We start from the raw sequence: 15628 nt of genomic DNA, 5'->3' as shown, positions 1-15628 counted from the left end.
CGGACCGGAGGCACGACGCGGGGGAGGGGCGCGGCCCGGCCGACCGGAGGAGACCCGTGTCAGGACAGTTCGAAGCGACGACCGAGATCGACCGGCCGGTCGAGGACGTGTTCGCGTACCTCGCCGACGGGCGCAACGACCCGCAGTTCAGCCCCAGGCTCCTGCGGATCGACCGGGTCCCCGACGGCCCGACCGCCGTGGGCACGGTCTTCCGGAGCACCGTCAAGGACGCCGGGATGAAGTCCGCGCGGGAGTTCCGCGTCACCGCCCTCGAAGCCCCGACGCGGATCCGGTGGGCCGAGGTCTCCGAGAACAGCGTGACGGCCCGCGAGGGCGGCTACGACCTGCGACCGCTCCCGAACGGAGGGACGCGGGTCCGCCTCTTCAACGTCCTGGAGGGCCACGGGATCGGCAGGCTCCTCGTCGGCCTCGCGCTCGCCGCCGTCCGCAAGGACGCCGACGCCTTCGGCGCCCGGATCAAGGCCGCGGCCGAGGCGGCGATCCCTCCCCGCTGACGGCCGGGCCCCCGCCGTCGGGCAGGCCCCCCGCCCGGCCGGGGGCGCGGCACGGCGACCCCGGCCGGGGACCGGGGCGGTCCGCCGAACCGTACCGGTACGCCCGGCGAGTAGAGCACGCTGACGGGCTCCCCGAGGGACCGGCGCAGACCGGCGGCCTCGACCGGCGTCTCGTCGCAGTGCAGCAGCCGGGCCCGGTGCAGCGGCCGGCGGGGATGCGTGCGGGGCAGGTAGAGCGGACGCCCGAGGAACGAGCTGTGCACGCCCCAGCGGGCGGTCAGGAAGCGTGCGAGCGCCGTGGACTCCCCGGCCGGCTCCCCGACCTCCACGGCGATCGCGCTCCGCGCGGCCCGGGCCACCGCCGGCCGCCCCGCACACCCCCGTACCGCCCGGACTCGGGCCCGGCGCGCGGCGGACCTCAGCGCGGCTCCGGGTCCGGCCACGCGCGCGGGTACGGCACCCGCAGCGATCCGGCCGGTACGGGGGTGTGCGGGGCGGCCGCGCGCAGGCGCCCGTCCCGCAGGACGACGGCGCCGCTGCCGAGCATGGACGTGACCAGCTCGCCGGCCAGGGCCTCCGGCGCGAGGCCCAGGAGCCGGGCCGCGTCGGTCAGCCAGGCCCGTGCGAGCAGATAGGGCTCGACCTCGCCGGACGGGACGCCGTCGCGGATCATCAGGGCGAACGCGAAGATCCGGCGGGCGCCGTACCAGACGGCCCCGGCGGGGTCGTCGACGAGGCGCTGCGCCCGGCGCAGGGCGGCGGCGAAGGCGGCGCCGGAGTCGGCGGGGACCGGGCCGTGGGACGGCAGGACCACGCGCGGGGCGAGGTCGGCCATCCGCTTCAGGGAGGCCAGCGCGGTGGTGGCCGCCCCGGGGCCGTCGAGGGCGAGGTTCACCCAGCCGACGTCGTAGTCCGAAAGGGCGTCCCCGACCACGAGCAGCCCCTCGTCCGGCTGCCACAGGGCCAGGTGGCCCGGGGTGTGCCCGGGGGTGCGGACGACCTCCCAGTCGGCGTCGCCGAGCCGGAGCACCTGCCCGTCGTCGAGCGACACGTCGACAGTGTACGGGGCCACCGGCTGGTCCAGGTACTCCGCCGCGCAGCAGCCCGGGTCCCGGCGCGCGATCGCCTCGGCCTCCGGCGCCCCGGCGGCGACGCCCGCGCCCCGCGCCTGGAGGAGGGCGTTGCCTCCGACGTGGTCGGAGTGCCAGTGGGTGTTCACGACGAGCTCGACCCGTCCGGCCCGCTCGCCGGCCCAGGCGGCGGTCTCCTCGGCGTGCCCCGTGAAACCGGAGTCGACCAGGGCCGGCCGCCGCCCGTGGAGCAGCAGCGTGCTGGCGTCGGGGAAGGGCCGCTGCCACCAGGTCGCCCAGGAGGGCAGCGGGGGTGGGGCCTGCCGCGCGCTCACCGTCCGGCCTCTTCCGGCTGTATCCGGTTCTCCACGTGCTCTCCTCCGACGGACGTCACGGCCAACGGGCGCACGGGCGGCCCGGGTTCACCACCTCGGAACCGCCCACCCCCGGCGATCATCATGACACCGCCCCGGCGCCCGGGGACCGACGGCCGGCCACGGGGGCAGCGGGACACCGGCACCAGGAGACAGGGACCGGGGTCAAGGCCAGTGCCAGGGCCAGTGCCAGGGCCAGGGCCAGGACCGGGGCCGGACCGGGGCCCAGGAGAGCGGCGCGCCCCTCCACCCTTGTTGCACATATATTGCAGTTGCAGAGGCTATGCAGAAGGAGTGGAGCGGTGAACGGACCAGTAGTCCTCGGGATCGAGTCCTCGTGCGACGAGACCGGGGCGGGGATCGTGCGGGACGGGAAGCTGCTCGCGCACGTCGTCGCGACCAGCATGGACGAGCACGCGCGGTTCGGCGGGGTCGTGCCCGAGATCGCCGCCCGGGCGCACCTGCACTCCTTCAACCCGGTCGTCCGGGAAGCGCTCGATCGGGCCGGCCTGCGGCTGAACCAGATCGACGCGGTCGCCGTCACCACAGGACCCGGCCTCTCCGGCGCCCTCCAGGTCGGCCTCGCCGGGGCGAAGACGCTGGCCTACGCCGCCGGAGTCCCGCTCTACGGGGTGCACCACCTCGCCGGGCACGTCGCCGCCGACACCCTGGAGCACGGTCCGCTGCCCAGCCCCTGCGTCGTCCTCGTCGTCTCCGGCGGCCACACCTCCCTCCTCCTGGTCCGGGACCTCGTCCGCGAGCCGATCCTGCACCTGGGCGACACCCTGGACGACGCGGCGGGGGAGTGCTTCGACAAGGTCGCCCGCATCCTCGGCCTGCCCTACCCCGGCGGGCCCGCCGTCGACCGGGCCGCCCGGGACGGCGACCCGCGCGCGGTCGACTTCCCCCGGCCGCTGACCCGCGGCGGGGACGACCCGTACGCCTTCTCCTTCTCCGGCCTGAAGACCGCCGCCGCCCGCTGGGTCGAGAAGCACCGCGCCCGGGGGATCGGCGTCCCCGTCGCCGACGGCGCCGCCGCCCTCCAGGAGGCCGTCGCCGACGTCCTCAGCCGCAAGGCCCTCGCCGCCTGCCGGGCGTACGACGTCAAGACGCTGATCGTGGTCGGCGGCGTCGCCGCGAACTCCCGGGTCCGCACCCTCACCGAGCAGCGGTGCGCCGCCGCCGGGGTCGAGCTGCGCGTCCCGCCGATGACCCTGTGCACCGACAACGGCGCCATGATCGCCGCCGTCGGCGACCTCCTCGTACGCTCGGGAGCGGAGCCCGCCCCGCTGGACGTGTCCATCGACCCCTCCGCGCCCCTGGAGTACGCCTCCCTGACCCCGCTTCCCGCCCCCTCCGCCCGGGCCGCCTGACCGCCGCCCTCCACCGGAACCCGACCGTCTCCCTCCACCGGAAGCAGTGAGAACCTTGCGTACCGCCGACATCCGCCAGCGCTTCCTCGACTACTTCGCCGCCCGGGGACACACCGTCGTGCCCAGCGCGCCGCTGCCCACCCCCGACCCCACCCTGCTGTTCGTCAACGCCGGCATGGTCCCCTTCAAGCCGTACTTCACCGGCGAGGCGGCCCCCCTGTGGCAGCGGGCCACGAGCGTGCAGAAGTGCGTGCGGACCCTGGACATCGAGGAGGTCGGGAAGACCACCCGGCACGGCTCCTTCTTCCAGATGAACGGCAACTTCTCCTTCGGGGACTACTTCAAGGAGGAGGCCGTCGCCTTCGCCTGGGACCTGTCCACCAAGCCGTGGGCCGAGGGCGGGTACGGGCTCGACCCCGAGAAGATCTGGGTCACCGTCCACCACTCCGACACCGACGCCCGCGGCATCTGGCGCGAGGTCGCCGGCCTGCCCGACGAGCGGATCGTGGCGCGCGGCGACGAGGACAACTTCTGGTCCATGGGCGTCCCCGGCCCCTGCGGACCCTGCTCCGAGCTGTACTACGACCGCGGCCCGGCCCTCGGCCGCGAGGGCGGCCCCGCCGTCGACGAGGACCGGTACACCGAGTTCTGGAACCTCGTCTTCATGCAGTACGAGCGCGGCGAGGGCCCCGGCAAGAGCGGCTACCCGATCCTCGGCGGACTGCCCCGCCGCAACATCGACACCGGCATGGGCCTGGAGCGGATGGCCACCCTCCTCCAGGGCGTCGACAACCTCTACGAGATCGACGAGACCCGCCCCGTCCTCGACCGGGCCGCCACCCTCGCCGGCGTCCGCTACGGCGACGACGAGCGGGCCGACGTACGGCTCCGCGTGGTCGCCGATCACGTCCGCACCGCCCTCATGCTCCTCGCCGACGGCACCGCCCCCGGCAACGAGGGCCGCGGCTACGTCCTGCGCCGCATCCTGCGCCGCTCGGTCCGCTCCATGCGCCAGCTCGGCTTCCAGGACCCCGCCCTGCCCGAACTGCTGCCCGTCGCCCGCGACTGCATGGCCCCCGGCTACCCCGAGGTCGTCGCGTCCTACGCCCGGATCTCCGACCAGGCGTACGGCGAGGAGGACGCCTTCCGCGCCACCCTCAAGCAGGGCACCACTGTCCTGGACACCGCCGTCGCCGGGGTGAAGGCGGACGGCGGCCGCTCGCTGCCCGGCGCACAGGCCTTCCTCCTCCACGACACCTACGGCTTCCCCATCGACCTCACCCTGGAGATGGCCGCCGAGCAGGGCGTCGAGGTCGACCGCGAGGGCTTCACCGCCCTCATGAACGAGCAGCGCGAGCGGGCCCGCGCGGACGCCCGCGCCCGCAAGTCCGGCGGCACCGCGGACACCGCCGCCCTCCGCACCGTCCTGGACGCCCACGGCCCGACCGACTGGCGGGCGTGGGACACCCTCACCACCGAGTCCCGCGTCCTCGCGCTCCTCGGCGCCGAGGGCCCCGTCCCGGTGGCCCGCACCGGCGACCTCGTCACCGTCGTCCTCGACCGCACCCCCTTCTACGCCGAGTCCGGCGGCCAGGACAGCGACGCGGGCCTGCTCTCCGGGGCCTCGGTGGAGGCCGAGGTCGTGGACGTCCAGCGGCCCCTGCCCGGCCTCGTCGTCCACCGGGTCAGGATCACGGCCGGCGAACTGGCCGTGGACGACACCGTGCACGCCGCCGTCGACCCCGAATGGCGCCTCGGCGCCCGCCAGGCCCACTCCGGCACCCACGTCCTGCACGCCGCCCTGCGCGAGGTCCTCGGCCCCACCGCCCTCCAGTCCGGCTCCTACAACCGGCCCGGCCACCTCCGCCTCGACTTCCCCTGGCGCGGCGCCCTCTCCCCGGCCGTCCGGAGCGAGGTCGAGGAGGCCGCCAACCGGGCCCTGCGCCGCGACCTGCCCGTCACCGTCCGCTGGACGACCCTGCCCGAGGCCAAGGAGCTCGGCGCGCTCGCCCTCTTCGACGAGACGTACGGGGAGAAGGTCCGGGTCGTGGAGATCGGCGGCCCCTGGTCCCGCGAGCTGTGCGGCGGCACCCACGTCGACCACGCCTCCCAGATCGGCACGGTCGCCCTCACCGCCGAGTCCTCCGTCGGCGCCGGCATGCGCCGCCTGGAGGCCGCCGTCGGCATCGAGGGCTTCGGCTACCTCGCCCGCGAGCGCGACCTCGTGGGCCGGATCGCCGAGCAGCTGAACGCGCCCCGTACCGAACTGCCCGAGAAGATCGCCGGCCTCCTCGACCGGCTCAAGGCCGCCGACCGCGAGAACGCCCGCCTCAAGGCCAGGGCCACGGCGGGCCGCGCCGCCGACCTCGCCGGACGGGCCGTCGAGGCGGGGGACACCCTCGTCGTCACCGCGACCGTCGACGGCGCCGCCGACGAGGCCCGCGCCCTCGCCCTCGCGGTCCGCGACCGCCTCCCGCACGGGCGCCCCGGCCTGGTCGCCGTCGCCACCTCCTCGGGCGGACTCGTCCTCACCGTCAACGCCCCGGCCCGTGAGGCCGGCCGGAACGCCTCCGCGACCGTCAAGCGGCTCCTCGGCGGCCGGGGCGGCGGTTCCCCGGAGATCGCCCAGGGCGGAGGCGTCCCCGCCGGGGACCTGGCCGCGATCCTGGCGGACCTCCCCCGGGTCGTGGCCGGCGGCTGAACCGGCGGCCCCGGCTTCCGCGCCCGCATCCGCGCTCGGCCCCGGGCGCGGAAGCGGGGGCCGGGTGACCTTCTCCACGGGAGGCCTTCTCCACGGCCGACCACTTGCGCGCGTGACCATTTACGCGTGTGACACCGGGCGTAGCAGGCCCGTAACACCGGGCCGGGAGACTTCTCGGCATCGCGCAGCACCCGGAGGCCCCGATGGGGGCCGGGGGCTGCCAGTTCACGACGCGTCGGCAGCAAGGCCGTGCGCGAGCGTGCCCGGTCCGCCGAGCGGACCGGTGGAAGCGCCGGGGGCGGTGACCGCGCTTCGTTCCCCCGCGCGTCCGGCACGGTCCGGGACGCGCCCCGAACAGGGAGAACCACGTTGACCACCCAGCACCACGACCCGCGCACCCCGAACGCCGAGGCGGAGCTCGCCAGGGAGCGGCGCATGGGCCGCGCCACGGGCACCGCGACGGCGGCCCGGGAGATCAAGGTCGTCGATCTGACGGACTTCGAGGACCGGCGCGCCCCGATCACCGAGGAGCTGTGGCAGGCCGCCACGGAGACCGGCTTCTTCCAGCTCTCCGGACACGGACTCACCCGCGCCGAGACCGACGCCGCGTTCGCGGCGGCCGAGGCCTACTTCGCGCTGCCGGAGGAGACCAAGCGCGGGCACGCGCTGAAGAAGGGGCTCAACGCGGGCTGGGAGTACCGCAGCCAGGTGCGCCCCTCCACCGGTACGCCGGACGAGAAGGAGTCGTACCAGCTCACCCGCCCGCACATGGCGGGCCTGTGGCCCGGCGAGGAGGAGCTGCCCGGGTTCCGCGACACGCTCCTGTCCTTCGAGGCGCGCTGCCACGCCCTCGCCCAGCGGGTCCTGTCCTGCTTCGCCGAACGCCTCGGATTCGAGCGGGACTTCTTCGCCGAGCGCCACGACCCGGCCGGTCCGCTGCACCAGAGCACGCTGCGGCTGCTGCACTACTACGCGGTCCCCGAGGCGGCCCGCGGGCGGTCCGACGGCGCCTGGCGGGCCGGCGCGCACACCGACTTCGACTGCCTGACCCTGCTGTTCCAGCGGGACGGACAGGACGGACTGCAGGTCTGCCCCGGTGGCGAGGCCGACACCCGGGCCTGGACCCCGGTGCCCGCCCGATCCGACCTCGTGACCTGCAACATCGGCGACATGCTGATGCGGTGGAGCGGCGACCGGCTCCTGTCCAACTTCCACCGCGTCGCCCCGCCCGCGCCCGACGGCGACCAGGGGCCGCGCTACTCGATCGCCTACTTCGCGCAGGCCGACCGGGACGCCGTGATCACCTCGCCGGACGGGCGTTACGCGCCGATCACCGCCGAGGACTACCTGCGGCAGCGCATCGCCGCCAACTTCGGCGGCTGAACCCCGCCTTCCCCCCTCGTCTCTCCTCCCGGAGGCCGGCCGCCGCGCCCGCAGTCACGCGCGGGCCGCGGCGGCGGTCCCGGCATCCCCGGATCGAAAGCGGGGCACGCCCATGCCCGAACAGTCTCCCCACCCCCTGCCCGACTCCCTGGCCGGCTCTCGGCCCCCGTCGCGCCCCTGCGCGCTGCTGCTGTCCGGCGCCCAGGTCGTCACCGTCGACGACGAGCGGACCGTGTACACCTCCGGCTCGGTGGCCGTCGACGGCGACCGGATCGTCGACGTCGGCCCGGCCCGCGAGGTCGAGGCCCGCTGGAGCCCCCGCCGCACCGTCGACTGCCGGGGCCGCGCGATCCTGCCCGGCTTCACCGACGCCCACACCCACCTCTTCCAGTCCTTCGCCCGCGGCATCGGCGACGGCGAGCCGATCCGGCCCTGGCTCAACCACTTCATGTGGCCCTACGCCGTCCACCTCGACGCGGAGGACGCCCTCACCGCCGTGCGCCTGGGCGCCGTCGAGGCGGCCCGGGCCGGCATCACCACCGTCGTCGACCACCACTACGCGCCCACCGACCCCGAGACCGTCCTCGCCGTGGCCGACGCGATCGAGGAGGTCGGGCTGCGCGGCGCGGTCGCCCGGGGCATGACCGGCGACCGTACGAAGATCGCCGACGCGCGCGGCCTGCCCGACGCGCTGTACCGCCACGGCACCGCCGAGGACCTGGAGCTGACCCGGCAGTGCATGGCGGCCCGCGGCCCCGACGCGCGCGTCCGGGTCTGGCCGGCCCCGCTCAACCTCTCCTACGGCGACCGGGACCTGGTGCGCGGCGCGGTCGCCCTGGCCCGGGAGCACGGGGTCCGCTGGCACACCCACTGCAGCGAGGGCGCCGGGGATCCGCTGAGCTACCTGGAGGCCCACGGCGTCCGCCCGGTGACCTGGCTGGCGCGCGAGGGCCTGCTCGACGCGCGGGCGACGCTCGCCCACGCCGTCTGGCTGGACGAGGAGGAGACGGCCGCGGTCGGCGCGGCGGGCGCCGGCGTCGCCCACAACCCCTGCTCCAACGCCTATCTGGCCTCCGGCACGATGCCCTGGCTGCCGCTGCGGGAGGCGGGCGCGGTCGTGGCCCTGGGCACGGACGGCCCGAGCGCCGGCGGGCGGCAGGACATGTTCGAGGTGATGAAGCAGACGCTGTTCGCGCAGCGGCTGGCCTCGCTCGACCCGGCCGGGGTGCGCTGCGAGGACGTCCTGGAGGCGGCCACCCGCGACGGGGCCCGGTACGCGGGCGTCCGGGACGCCGGCGCCGTCCGCCCCGGGGTCCTCGCGGACCTGGTGGTCGTGGACCTCTCGGGCACGGCGGTGCAGCCCGTGCACCGGGCCGTGTCGGCGCTGGTGTACGCGGCCCGGGCGGGCGACGTGGTGATGACGCTGGTCGGCGGGAGGGTCGTCTACGAGGACGGCCACTGCCCCGGCATCGACGAGGAGGCACTGGGCGCGCGGGCCCGCGAACGGGCGGCCCGCCTGGTGGAACGGGCCGGCTTCGGCCCACTGACCGTGCCGTGGCGGCACCGGGAGCGACGACTGGGGAGGACCTCATGACGGATGTGACACGAGCGCCGGGCGAGAACGCCACGACGGATGTGACACGAGCACCGGGCGAGAACGCCACGACGGATGCGGCGCGGCCGCCGGGTGGGGCCGCTGAGGGGGACGTGACGCGGCCGCCGACCGGGAGTGCCACTACGGGCGGCGCGAAGTCGCCGGACGGGACCGCCTCCCCGCGTCCCCCGCGCGTCGCCGGTCCCGCAGGCCCGGCCCCCGCCGGCGCCGCGCCCGCCCGGTGGCGGCTGGTGGCGCTCGGTCTGCAGCACGTGCTGGCCTTCTACGCGGGCGCCGTGGTCATGCCGCTGCTGGTGGCGCAGGGCATGGGGCTGTCCGAAGCCGACACCGCCTCGCTCGTGAACACCGCGCTGGTCGCCTGCGGCGTGGCGACCCTGTTGCAGACCGTGGGCCTGCCCGGCGTCGGCATCCGGCTGCCGGTGGTGCAGGGCATGTCGACGGCGGCCGTGCCGTCCCTGGTGTCCGTCGGCGTGGCGGCGGGGGGTGCGCGCGCCGGGCTGCCCACGGTGTTCGGGGCGGTGATCGCGGCCGGGTTCGTGCTCTTCCTGGTGGCCCCGGTCTTCGGCCGGCTGGTGCGCTTCTTCCCGCCCCTGGTCACCGGCACGATCGTCACCGTCGTCGGGGTGACCCTGATGGCGGTGGCCGCCCGGCAGGTGGGCGGCGGCGATCCGGGCGCGGCCGGCTTCGGGGCTCCCGTCCAGCTCGGTCTGGCCGCCGTCACGCTGGTGGTCGTCGTCGTGCTGTACCGGTTCGCGAAGGGCTTCGTCGCCTCGGTCGCCGTCCTGCTCGGCCTGGCGGCGGGCACGGTGGTCGCGGCGCTCGCCGGACGGGCCGACTTCTCCCGCGTCGGCGACGCCGCCTGGTTCGGGATGCAGGCCCCGCTGCACTACGGAGCGCCCCGCTTCGACGTGATGGCGGTCCTCGCGATCGTCCTCGTCATGGTGATCATCGCGGTCGAGTCGATCGGCCAGTTCTTCGCCGTCGGGGAGATCGCCGGACGCGAGGTGGACGAGCGGTCCGTCGTCCGCGCGCTGCGCGCCGACGGTCTGGCCACGGTGGCGTCCGGACTGCTCAACTCCTTCCCCACCACGGTCTACAGCCAGAACGTGGGGCTGCTGCGGCTGACCGGGGTGACGTCCCGCCGGGTCGTCGCGACCGGCGGGGTGATCATGCTGGTCCTCGGTACGGTCCCCAAGGTGGGCGCGGTGGTCGCGGCGATGCCGCCGGCCGTCCTGGGCGGCGCCACCGTCGTCCTGTTCTCGACGATCGCCGTCGTGGGGATGCAGATCCTCGTCAAGGCCGACCTGTCGGGCGCGCGGAACACGGTCCTGGTGGCCGCGAGCCTCGGCATCGGCTTCCTGCCCACCGCGTATCCCCAGTTCGCCGAGCACATGCCGACCCGGCAGCTCCAAGTCCTCTTCGAGAGCGGCATCATGCTGGGGACGCTCACCGCGGTCGTCCTCAACCTGTTCTTCCACCACCTTCCGTCGTGGCGAGGGTCCCGTCCCGGCGCGACGCCCGCGACCGACGCGGTCTGAGCGGAAGGCCGGCCGGGCGGGGGAGACCCCCGCCCGGCCGGCCACGCGTCAGCCGTGGACGAACCCCGGAGGCCGCTTCTCCACGAACGCGGACATGCCCTCCTGGTCCTCCGTGGCGAACACCGCGTGGAGCAGGCGCCGTTCGAAGCGCACGCCCTCGGCGAGCGTGGTCCCGAAGGAGCGGTTCACGGACTCCTTCGCCATCATCGCGACCGGCTTGGACATCGCCGCCACCGTGCCGGCGACCTTCCACGCCTCGGTGAGGAGTTCGTCCGCCGGCACGATCCGCGACACCGGCCCGGCCCGCTCGGCCTCGACGGCGTCCATGGTCCGGCCGGTCAGGCACAGCTCCATGGCCTTCGCCCTGCCGACGGCCCGGGTCGACCGCTGGGAGCCGCCGATGCCGGGATCACCCCGAGCTTGATCTCCGGCTGCCCGAAGACCGCCGTGTCGGCGGCCGGCAGGACGCCGCAGAGCGTCGCCGGCTCGCAGCCGCCGCCCAGCGCGTACCCGGCGACCGCCGCGACCGTGGGCGTACGGACCCGCCCGAGCCGGCCCCAGGCCGTGAACCAGTCGGAGGGGTGCATGTCCATGTAGCTCCGCGGGCGCATCTCCTTGATGTCGGCGCCCGCGGCGCACGCCCGCTCCGACCCCGTCAGGACGACACGGCCCGCGCCGGGGTCCCGGTCCAGCCCCTCGACGGCCGCCACGACCTCCTCCGTCACCCGGAGGTCGAGGGCGTTGAGGGCTTCGGGCGGTTGAGGGTGACGAGCGCGACGCGGTCCTTGCGCTCGACCAGGACGGTCTCGTAGGTCATGGGTTCGTCCCGTCCTTCGTCGTGTGCTCCGTGGCGGCCCCGGACCCCCGGATCGTCCGTACGATCGCCGAGAAGTCCAGCCCGGCGCCGTCCCCCTCCGCGGAGGACGTGTACAACTCTGCTGCTTTCAGGCCAAGTTGGGTGTCCACGCCGCCGGCCCGCAGGGCGTCGGCGGCGAGGTTCAGGTCCTTGGCCGTCAGAGGCGCCGCGAAGCCCGGAAGGCAGTCGCGGTTCGCCGGGCTCCCCGGCACGGGCCCGGCGAGCCGCAGTTCGCGCACGCCGAGCGGGGCGAAGAAACGGTCCACGTCCGCCATGCTCACCCTGGCGAGCGGCGCGACTGCGCCCAGCGCGCCGGGTCCCCGGCCGGCGGCCGCCTCTCGGGCGACCCCGGCCGGCGCACCCACGTGCCGTACCCGGTGGTCACGGACGGCTGACGAACGCTTGACGTGCGGTTGAAGAGTGGTTGAAGTACGGCTGACGAACCGCTGAAGGGCGGTTGACGGGGCGGTCGGCGGGCGGGCCCGCGGACCCGGGAGCCCGGTCTCTCCCCGGCAACACCCGCCCCCGCCTTCGATCTTGCTCTACCTTGGGACCTCCGCATCCATCCAGGGGGACCACCGCATGGACCACGACGAACTCCTCTCGGCGCGCCCGTCCGCCCCGGCCACGTGGCGCGGCCCGGACGACCGGAACCCGAAGGGCTGACCTCCGCCGTGGAACAACTGACGGGGGCGGACCCCGCGCACATCGGCCCGTACCGCCTGATCGCCCGCCTCGGCGCGGGCGGAATGGGCCTGGTCTACCTGGGCCGCTCCGACCTGGGCCGCACGGTCGCGGTCAAGGTCGTCCAGGCCGAACATGCCCAGCACGCCGAGTTCCGCAGGCGGTTCGCCCGCGAGGTGGCCGCCGCCCGGCGGGTGGGCGGCACCTGGACCGCCGACGTCCTGGACGCCGACACCGAGGCCGAGGTGCCGTGGGTGGCGACCCGGTACATACCGGGCCCCGACCTGACCACCGTCGTGGCCGAGGACTTCGGGCCGCTGCCCGAGGCGTCGGTCCGCACCCTCGCCAACCGCCTCGCCCTCGCCCTGCAGGCCGTGCACGAGGCCGGCCTGATCCACCGCGACCTCAAGCCGTCCAACGTCCTGGTCACCGTGGACGGGCCGCGCGTCATCGACTTCGGCATCGCGCGGGCCATGGACGGCCTGGCCGGGGACAGCCTGCACACCCGCACCGGCATGCTGATCGGCTCGCCCGGCTTCATGTCGCCGGAACAGGTGCGCGGCCTCGAACTCACCCCGGCCTCCGACGTGTTCTGCCTGGGCGCGCTCCTGGTCTACGCCGCCACCGGACGCCTCCTCTTCGGCGCCACGGACAGCGGTCTCAACGCCCACCTTTTCCGGATCGCGGAGGAGGAGGCGGACCTGACCGGTGTACCGGACACGCTCGTCGACCTCGTACGGGCCTGCCTGCACAAGGATCCGGCCCGGCGGCCGACTCCCCGCGAGGTGGCCGCGCGCACGGCGGCCGGCCAGGACGGCGAGTGGCTGCCGGGGCCGGTCCTCGCCCAGCTCGGCCGCCGCGCCGCCCACCTGCTGGACTACGCCCCCGCCGGAGCCGATGCCCCCGCCGTACGGCCGGCCCCCCGCCCCGGGTCCGCAGGGACGACGCCTCCGCCGCCCGCGTACGTCCCGACGGTCCCCGCGCGGTCCGCCTCCGCCTCGCCCCCCGGATTCGGCGCGCCCGTGGACCCGTCGCCCGGATCCTGGAGCGCACCCGCATCCCCGGCGGCGGCCCCGGCGGCCCCCCTTCCCCGGCGCTGGTGGGGCCTGATGACGCTCGCACTGGCCCAGACGCTCGTCCTGGTCGACGCGGCGTTCTCCAACCGGGCGATGCTGTGGTGGGGTGCCGGCCATGACCTGGGGCTCGCCACCGGCGGCGTGAAGGTGACGTCCACCGTCTACCTGGACGTGATGCCCGTCTCCTATGTGCTGGCCTTCGCCGGGGTGCTGTTGTTCGGCACCCGCGTCGCGGACCTCGTGGGCCGCAAGAGGATGCTGGTCATCGGCCTGGCGGGGTTCGCGGTGGCCGCCGCCCTCGGCGGCGCGGCCCCCTCTTCCACCGCGTGGATCACGGGCCGTGCCCTCCAGGGCGCCTTCGCCGCGCTGATCTCGTCGTCCGTACCGGCCCTGTTGTCCACGTCGTTCACCGACCCGGGGGAACGCCGCAGGGCGTTCGGGATCCACACCGCGATCGCGGGCGGCGGCCCGGCGCTCGGCCTGCTGGCGTTCTGGCTGTTCCCGGTCGGTCCGAACTGGCGCTGGTGCCTGTTCGCCGCCGCCCTCCTTGCCGTGGCCGCCACGGCCGGAGCGGCGGCCCTGGTGCACGACCGCCCGGGCCGCGCAGGCCTCCGCCTCGACGGGCCCGGGGTGCTGCTCGGCGCCGCCGGGATCATCGGAATCGGCGGGGCCGTCCCGTACTTCGAGGGCCACGCCCTCCTGGTCCCGGTCGCCGGCGCCCTGCTCGCGGCCTTCGTGTGGCGCCAGACCAGGACGGCCGGCGCCCTCGCCCCACCGCCCGGCCCCGGGGCGCCGCGCGGACACCTCCTCGCCACGGCCCTGGTCAACGTCGCCGTCGCCGCCCTGCTCATGGCCGTGGGACACCTCCGCTTCTAGAGCCTGATCCGCAGGACGGGCCCTAGGCGGCTCCGGCCGCCTCCCGACGGTTCCGGAGCCGCCTGGCGCGGATCTCGTACGTGGAGAGGAGGATGACCGCCAGGTTCAGGGGGAAGGCGATCGCCTCGGCGACCCAGCGGACGTCGGCGGCGCGCAGGAGGCTCGCGGACAGTGCGACCAGGAGGAGCGCCAGGGGGAGGAAGCGCCGCCACGCCGGCAGCTCCCGCATCCGCGCGACGGTCACGACGCACAGGACGAACGAGCCGAAGACGGCGACGACAGCGAGGACGACGAGGATCAGCGAGAGCATCGGGATTCTCCGGAGGCGCACGGGAAGGGACGGCCCCATGGTGCACTGTCCGGTCTCCACGGACCGCACGAGGGTGCCGCCCCCGCCCTCCTCCGGCGCCGCCCGGCGCTCCGTCCGGACGTACGGGGTCAGGCCGCCTTGCCGGACTCGCCCGGCGCGGAGGCGGTGACGACCCGGGGCAGGGCACCGGGATGCTCCCGCGCGAGCCAGCGCACCAGTTCCTCCCGTACGGCGCAGCGGGTCGTCCACAGGTCGTCGGCGTCCTTGGCGGTCACGATCGCGCGGACCGTGATGGAGGTCGGCGACGTGTCGGTGACGGCGAGGTCCCAGCCCCGCCCGTCCCAGGTCGGGCAGCCGGCGAGGAACTCGCGCAGGTGTGCCCGCATCAGCGCGACGGGCGTGGAGTGGTCGCAGTGGACGAAGACCGACCCCGTCATCTGGGCGCCGCCCCGGGACCAGTTCTCGAACGGCCGCGAGGTGAAGTACGAGACGGGCAGCGTCACCCGGCGCTCGTCCCAGGTCCTGACCGTCAGGAAGGTCAGCGTCACCTCCTCCACGAGGCCCCACTCGCCGTCGACGACGACCGTGTCCCCGATGCGGACCATGTCGCCGAAGGCGATCTGGAAGCCGGCGAAGAGGTTGCCGAGCGTCGACTGCGCCGCCACGCCGGCCACGATGCCGATGATCCCGGCCGAGGCGAGCAGGGACGTGCCGAGGGTGCGGAAGGAGGGGAAGGTGACGAGGGCGGCGGCGGCGGCGAGCACGCCGACCGCGACCGACAGCACCCGCATGATCAGCGTGACCTGGGTACGGACCCGGCGCAGCCGCGCCGCGTCGCGCGCCCGCCCCGCGTACCGCGCGTACGAGGACTCGACGACGGCCGAGGCCGCCCGGATCGTCAGCCAGGCGCCGCCGCCTATCAGGCACAGCAGCAGCACGTGGCCCACCAGGTCGGCGTGCTCCTCCAGGGCGGAGAAGGCCGAGGCCGGATAGGTCCAGCGGAGCAGGGCGGTCAGCAGGACGACGAACAGCGGCGTGCGGCAGCGGCGCAGCAGCCCCCACAGAGGTGTCTCGTGGTGGCGCGCGTCCGCGTGACGGGCCAGCAGGTCCGCCGTTCGGACCACGACGAACGCCACGAGGGCCGAGCCGCCGACGGAGGCCGCCAGCCGAAGAACGCTCTCCATGTGCTCCCCAGTCGATGAGTCGGGCAGGTTCGTCGATTACGCCTGACCGCCGTCCGGTCCCCCAAACATGCCG

General features: G+C 75.3%; 10 protein-coding genes and 3 pseudogenes. 7 read left to right on the top strand and 6 right to left on the bottom strand.

The window, feature by feature from the left end:
* Window positions 1-56: 56 nt before the first annotated feature.
* Window positions 57-515: an SRPBCC family protein gene (locus OO47_RS11800; RefSeq protein WP_030207833.1), complete on the top strand. Its 459-nt coding sequence runs from the start codon at window positions 57-59 to the stop codon at window positions 513-515.
* 47 nt (window positions 516-562) lie between these two features.
* On the opposite strand, the pseudogene OO47_RS34925 reads toward OO47_RS11800, so the two are convergent.
* Both OO47_RS34925 and OO47_RS11795 read right to left on the bottom strand, forming a co-directional pair.
* A pseudogene (locus OO47_RS34925) lies at window positions 563-879 on the bottom strand (DUF2071 domain-containing protein); the annotation flags it as partial.
* A gap of 54 nt (window positions 880-933) precedes the next feature.
* Complete coding sequence (locus tag OO47_RS11795) at window positions 934-1920, bottom strand: MBL fold metallo-hydrolase (RefSeq protein WP_030207831.1); 987 nt, start codon at window positions 1918-1920, stop codon at window positions 934-936.
* Window positions 1921-2261: 341 nt separating this feature from the next.
* On the opposite strand from OO47_RS11795, the gene tsaD reads away from it, so the two are divergent.
* The 5 genes from tsaD (at window position 2262) to OO47_RS11770 (ending at window position 10569) form a co-directional block, all read left to right on the top strand.
* Window positions 2262-3332 (top strand): tRNA (adenosine(37)-N6)-threonylcarbamoyltransferase complex transferase subunit TsaD, encoded by a 1071-nt coding sequence (gene tsaD, locus OO47_RS11790; RefSeq protein ID WP_030207828.1) that lies wholly within the window; start codon window positions 2262-2264, stop codon window positions 3330-3332.
* Window positions 3333-3387: 55 nt separating this feature from the next.
* On the top strand, window positions 3388-6033 hold the full coding sequence (gene alaS / locus OO47_RS11785) for an alanine--tRNA ligase (RefSeq protein WP_030207827.1): 2646 nt from the start codon (window positions 3388-3390) through the stop codon (window positions 6031-6033).
* A gap of 435 nt (window positions 6034-6468) precedes the next feature.
* The gene (locus OO47_RS11780; protein ID WP_051715485.1) at window positions 6469-7416 is read left to right on the top strand and encodes an isopenicillin N synthase family dioxygenase; all 948 of its coding nucleotides are present in this window, start codon (window positions 6469-6471) and stop codon (window positions 7414-7416) included.
* A gap of 112 nt (window positions 7417-7528) precedes the next feature.
* Window positions 7529-9010, top strand: a complete 1482-nt coding sequence (locus OO47_RS11775) for an amidohydrolase family protein (protein ID WP_051715427.1) — start codon at window positions 7529-7531, stop codon at window positions 9008-9010.
* A gap of 251 nt (window positions 9011-9261) precedes the next feature.
* The gene (locus OO47_RS11770; protein ID WP_234323135.1) at window positions 9262-10569 is read left to right on the top strand and encodes a nucleobase:cation symporter-2 family protein; all 1308 of its coding nucleotides are present in this window, start codon (window positions 9262-9264) and stop codon (window positions 10567-10569) included.
* Window positions 10570-10617: 48 nt separating this feature from the next.
* On the opposite strand, the pseudogene OO47_RS33345 reads toward OO47_RS11770, so the two are convergent.
* Together OO47_RS33345 and OO47_RS11760 are read right to left on the bottom strand one after the other, a co-directional pair.
* A pseudogene (locus OO47_RS33345) lies at window positions 10618-11386 on the bottom strand (enoyl-CoA hydratase-related protein).
* A pseudogene (locus tag OO47_RS11760) lies at window positions 11383-11643 on the bottom strand (NAD-binding protein); the annotation flags it as partial. The pseudogenes OO47_RS33345 and OO47_RS11760, both read right to left, overlap by 4 nt.
* A 456-nt stretch (window positions 11644-12099) precedes the next feature.
* On the opposite strand from OO47_RS11760, the gene OO47_RS36120 reads away from it, so the two are divergent.
* Window positions 12100-14061, top strand: coding sequence for a bifunctional serine/threonine protein kinase/MFS transporter (locus OO47_RS36120; protein ID WP_051715424.1), 1962 nt, complete (start codon window positions 12100-12102; stop codon window positions 14059-14061).
* Window positions 14062-14083: 22 nt separating this feature from the next.
* On the opposite strand, the gene OO47_RS11750 is transcribed toward OO47_RS36120, so the two are convergent.
* Together OO47_RS11750 and OO47_RS11745 are read right to left on the bottom strand one after the other, a co-directional pair.
* The gene (locus OO47_RS11750; protein ID WP_106969380.1) at window positions 14084-14371 is read right to left on the bottom strand and encodes a hypothetical protein; all 288 of its coding nucleotides are present in this window, start codon (window positions 14369-14371) and stop codon (window positions 14084-14086) included.
* A 128-nt stretch (window positions 14372-14499) separates the two neighbouring features.
* Window positions 14500-15555 carry a mechanosensitive ion channel family protein gene (locus tag OO47_RS11745; protein ID WP_033208845.1) on the bottom strand — a complete coding sequence of 352 codons (1056 nt, stop codon included), beginning with the start codon at window positions 15553-15555 and terminating at the stop codon, window positions 14500-14502.
* Window positions 15556-15628 lie beyond the last annotated feature (73 nt).

It is taken from the genome of Streptomyces bikiniensis (assembly GCF_000716625.1).
In the GTDB taxonomy this organism is placed as follows: Bacteria; Actinomycetota; Actinomycetes; order Streptomycetales; family Streptomycetaceae; genus Streptomyces; species Streptomyces bikiniensis.
This window is presented reverse-complemented; position numbering and strand designations above follow the sequence as displayed.

What these genes read in the sequence shown, in the direction of transcription:
- OO47_RS11780 (WP_051715485.1), top strand. Translation starts at nt 6,469, where the DNA reads ATGGGCCGCGCCACGGGCACCGCGACGGCGGCCCGGGAGATCAAGGTC.
- OO47_RS11775 (WP_051715427.1), top strand. Translation starts at nt 7,529, where the DNA reads ATGCCCGAACAGTCTCCCCACCCCCTGCCCGACTCCCTGGCCGGCTCT.
- OO47_RS11750 (WP_106969380.1), bottom strand. Translation starts at nt 14,371, where the DNA reads ATGCTCTCGCTGATCCTCGTCGTCCTCGCTGTCGTCGCCGTCTTCGGC.
- OO47_RS11745 (WP_033208845.1), bottom strand. Translation starts at nt 15,555, where the DNA reads ATGGAGAGCGTTCTTCGGCTGGCGGCCTCCGTCGGCGGCTCGGCCCTC.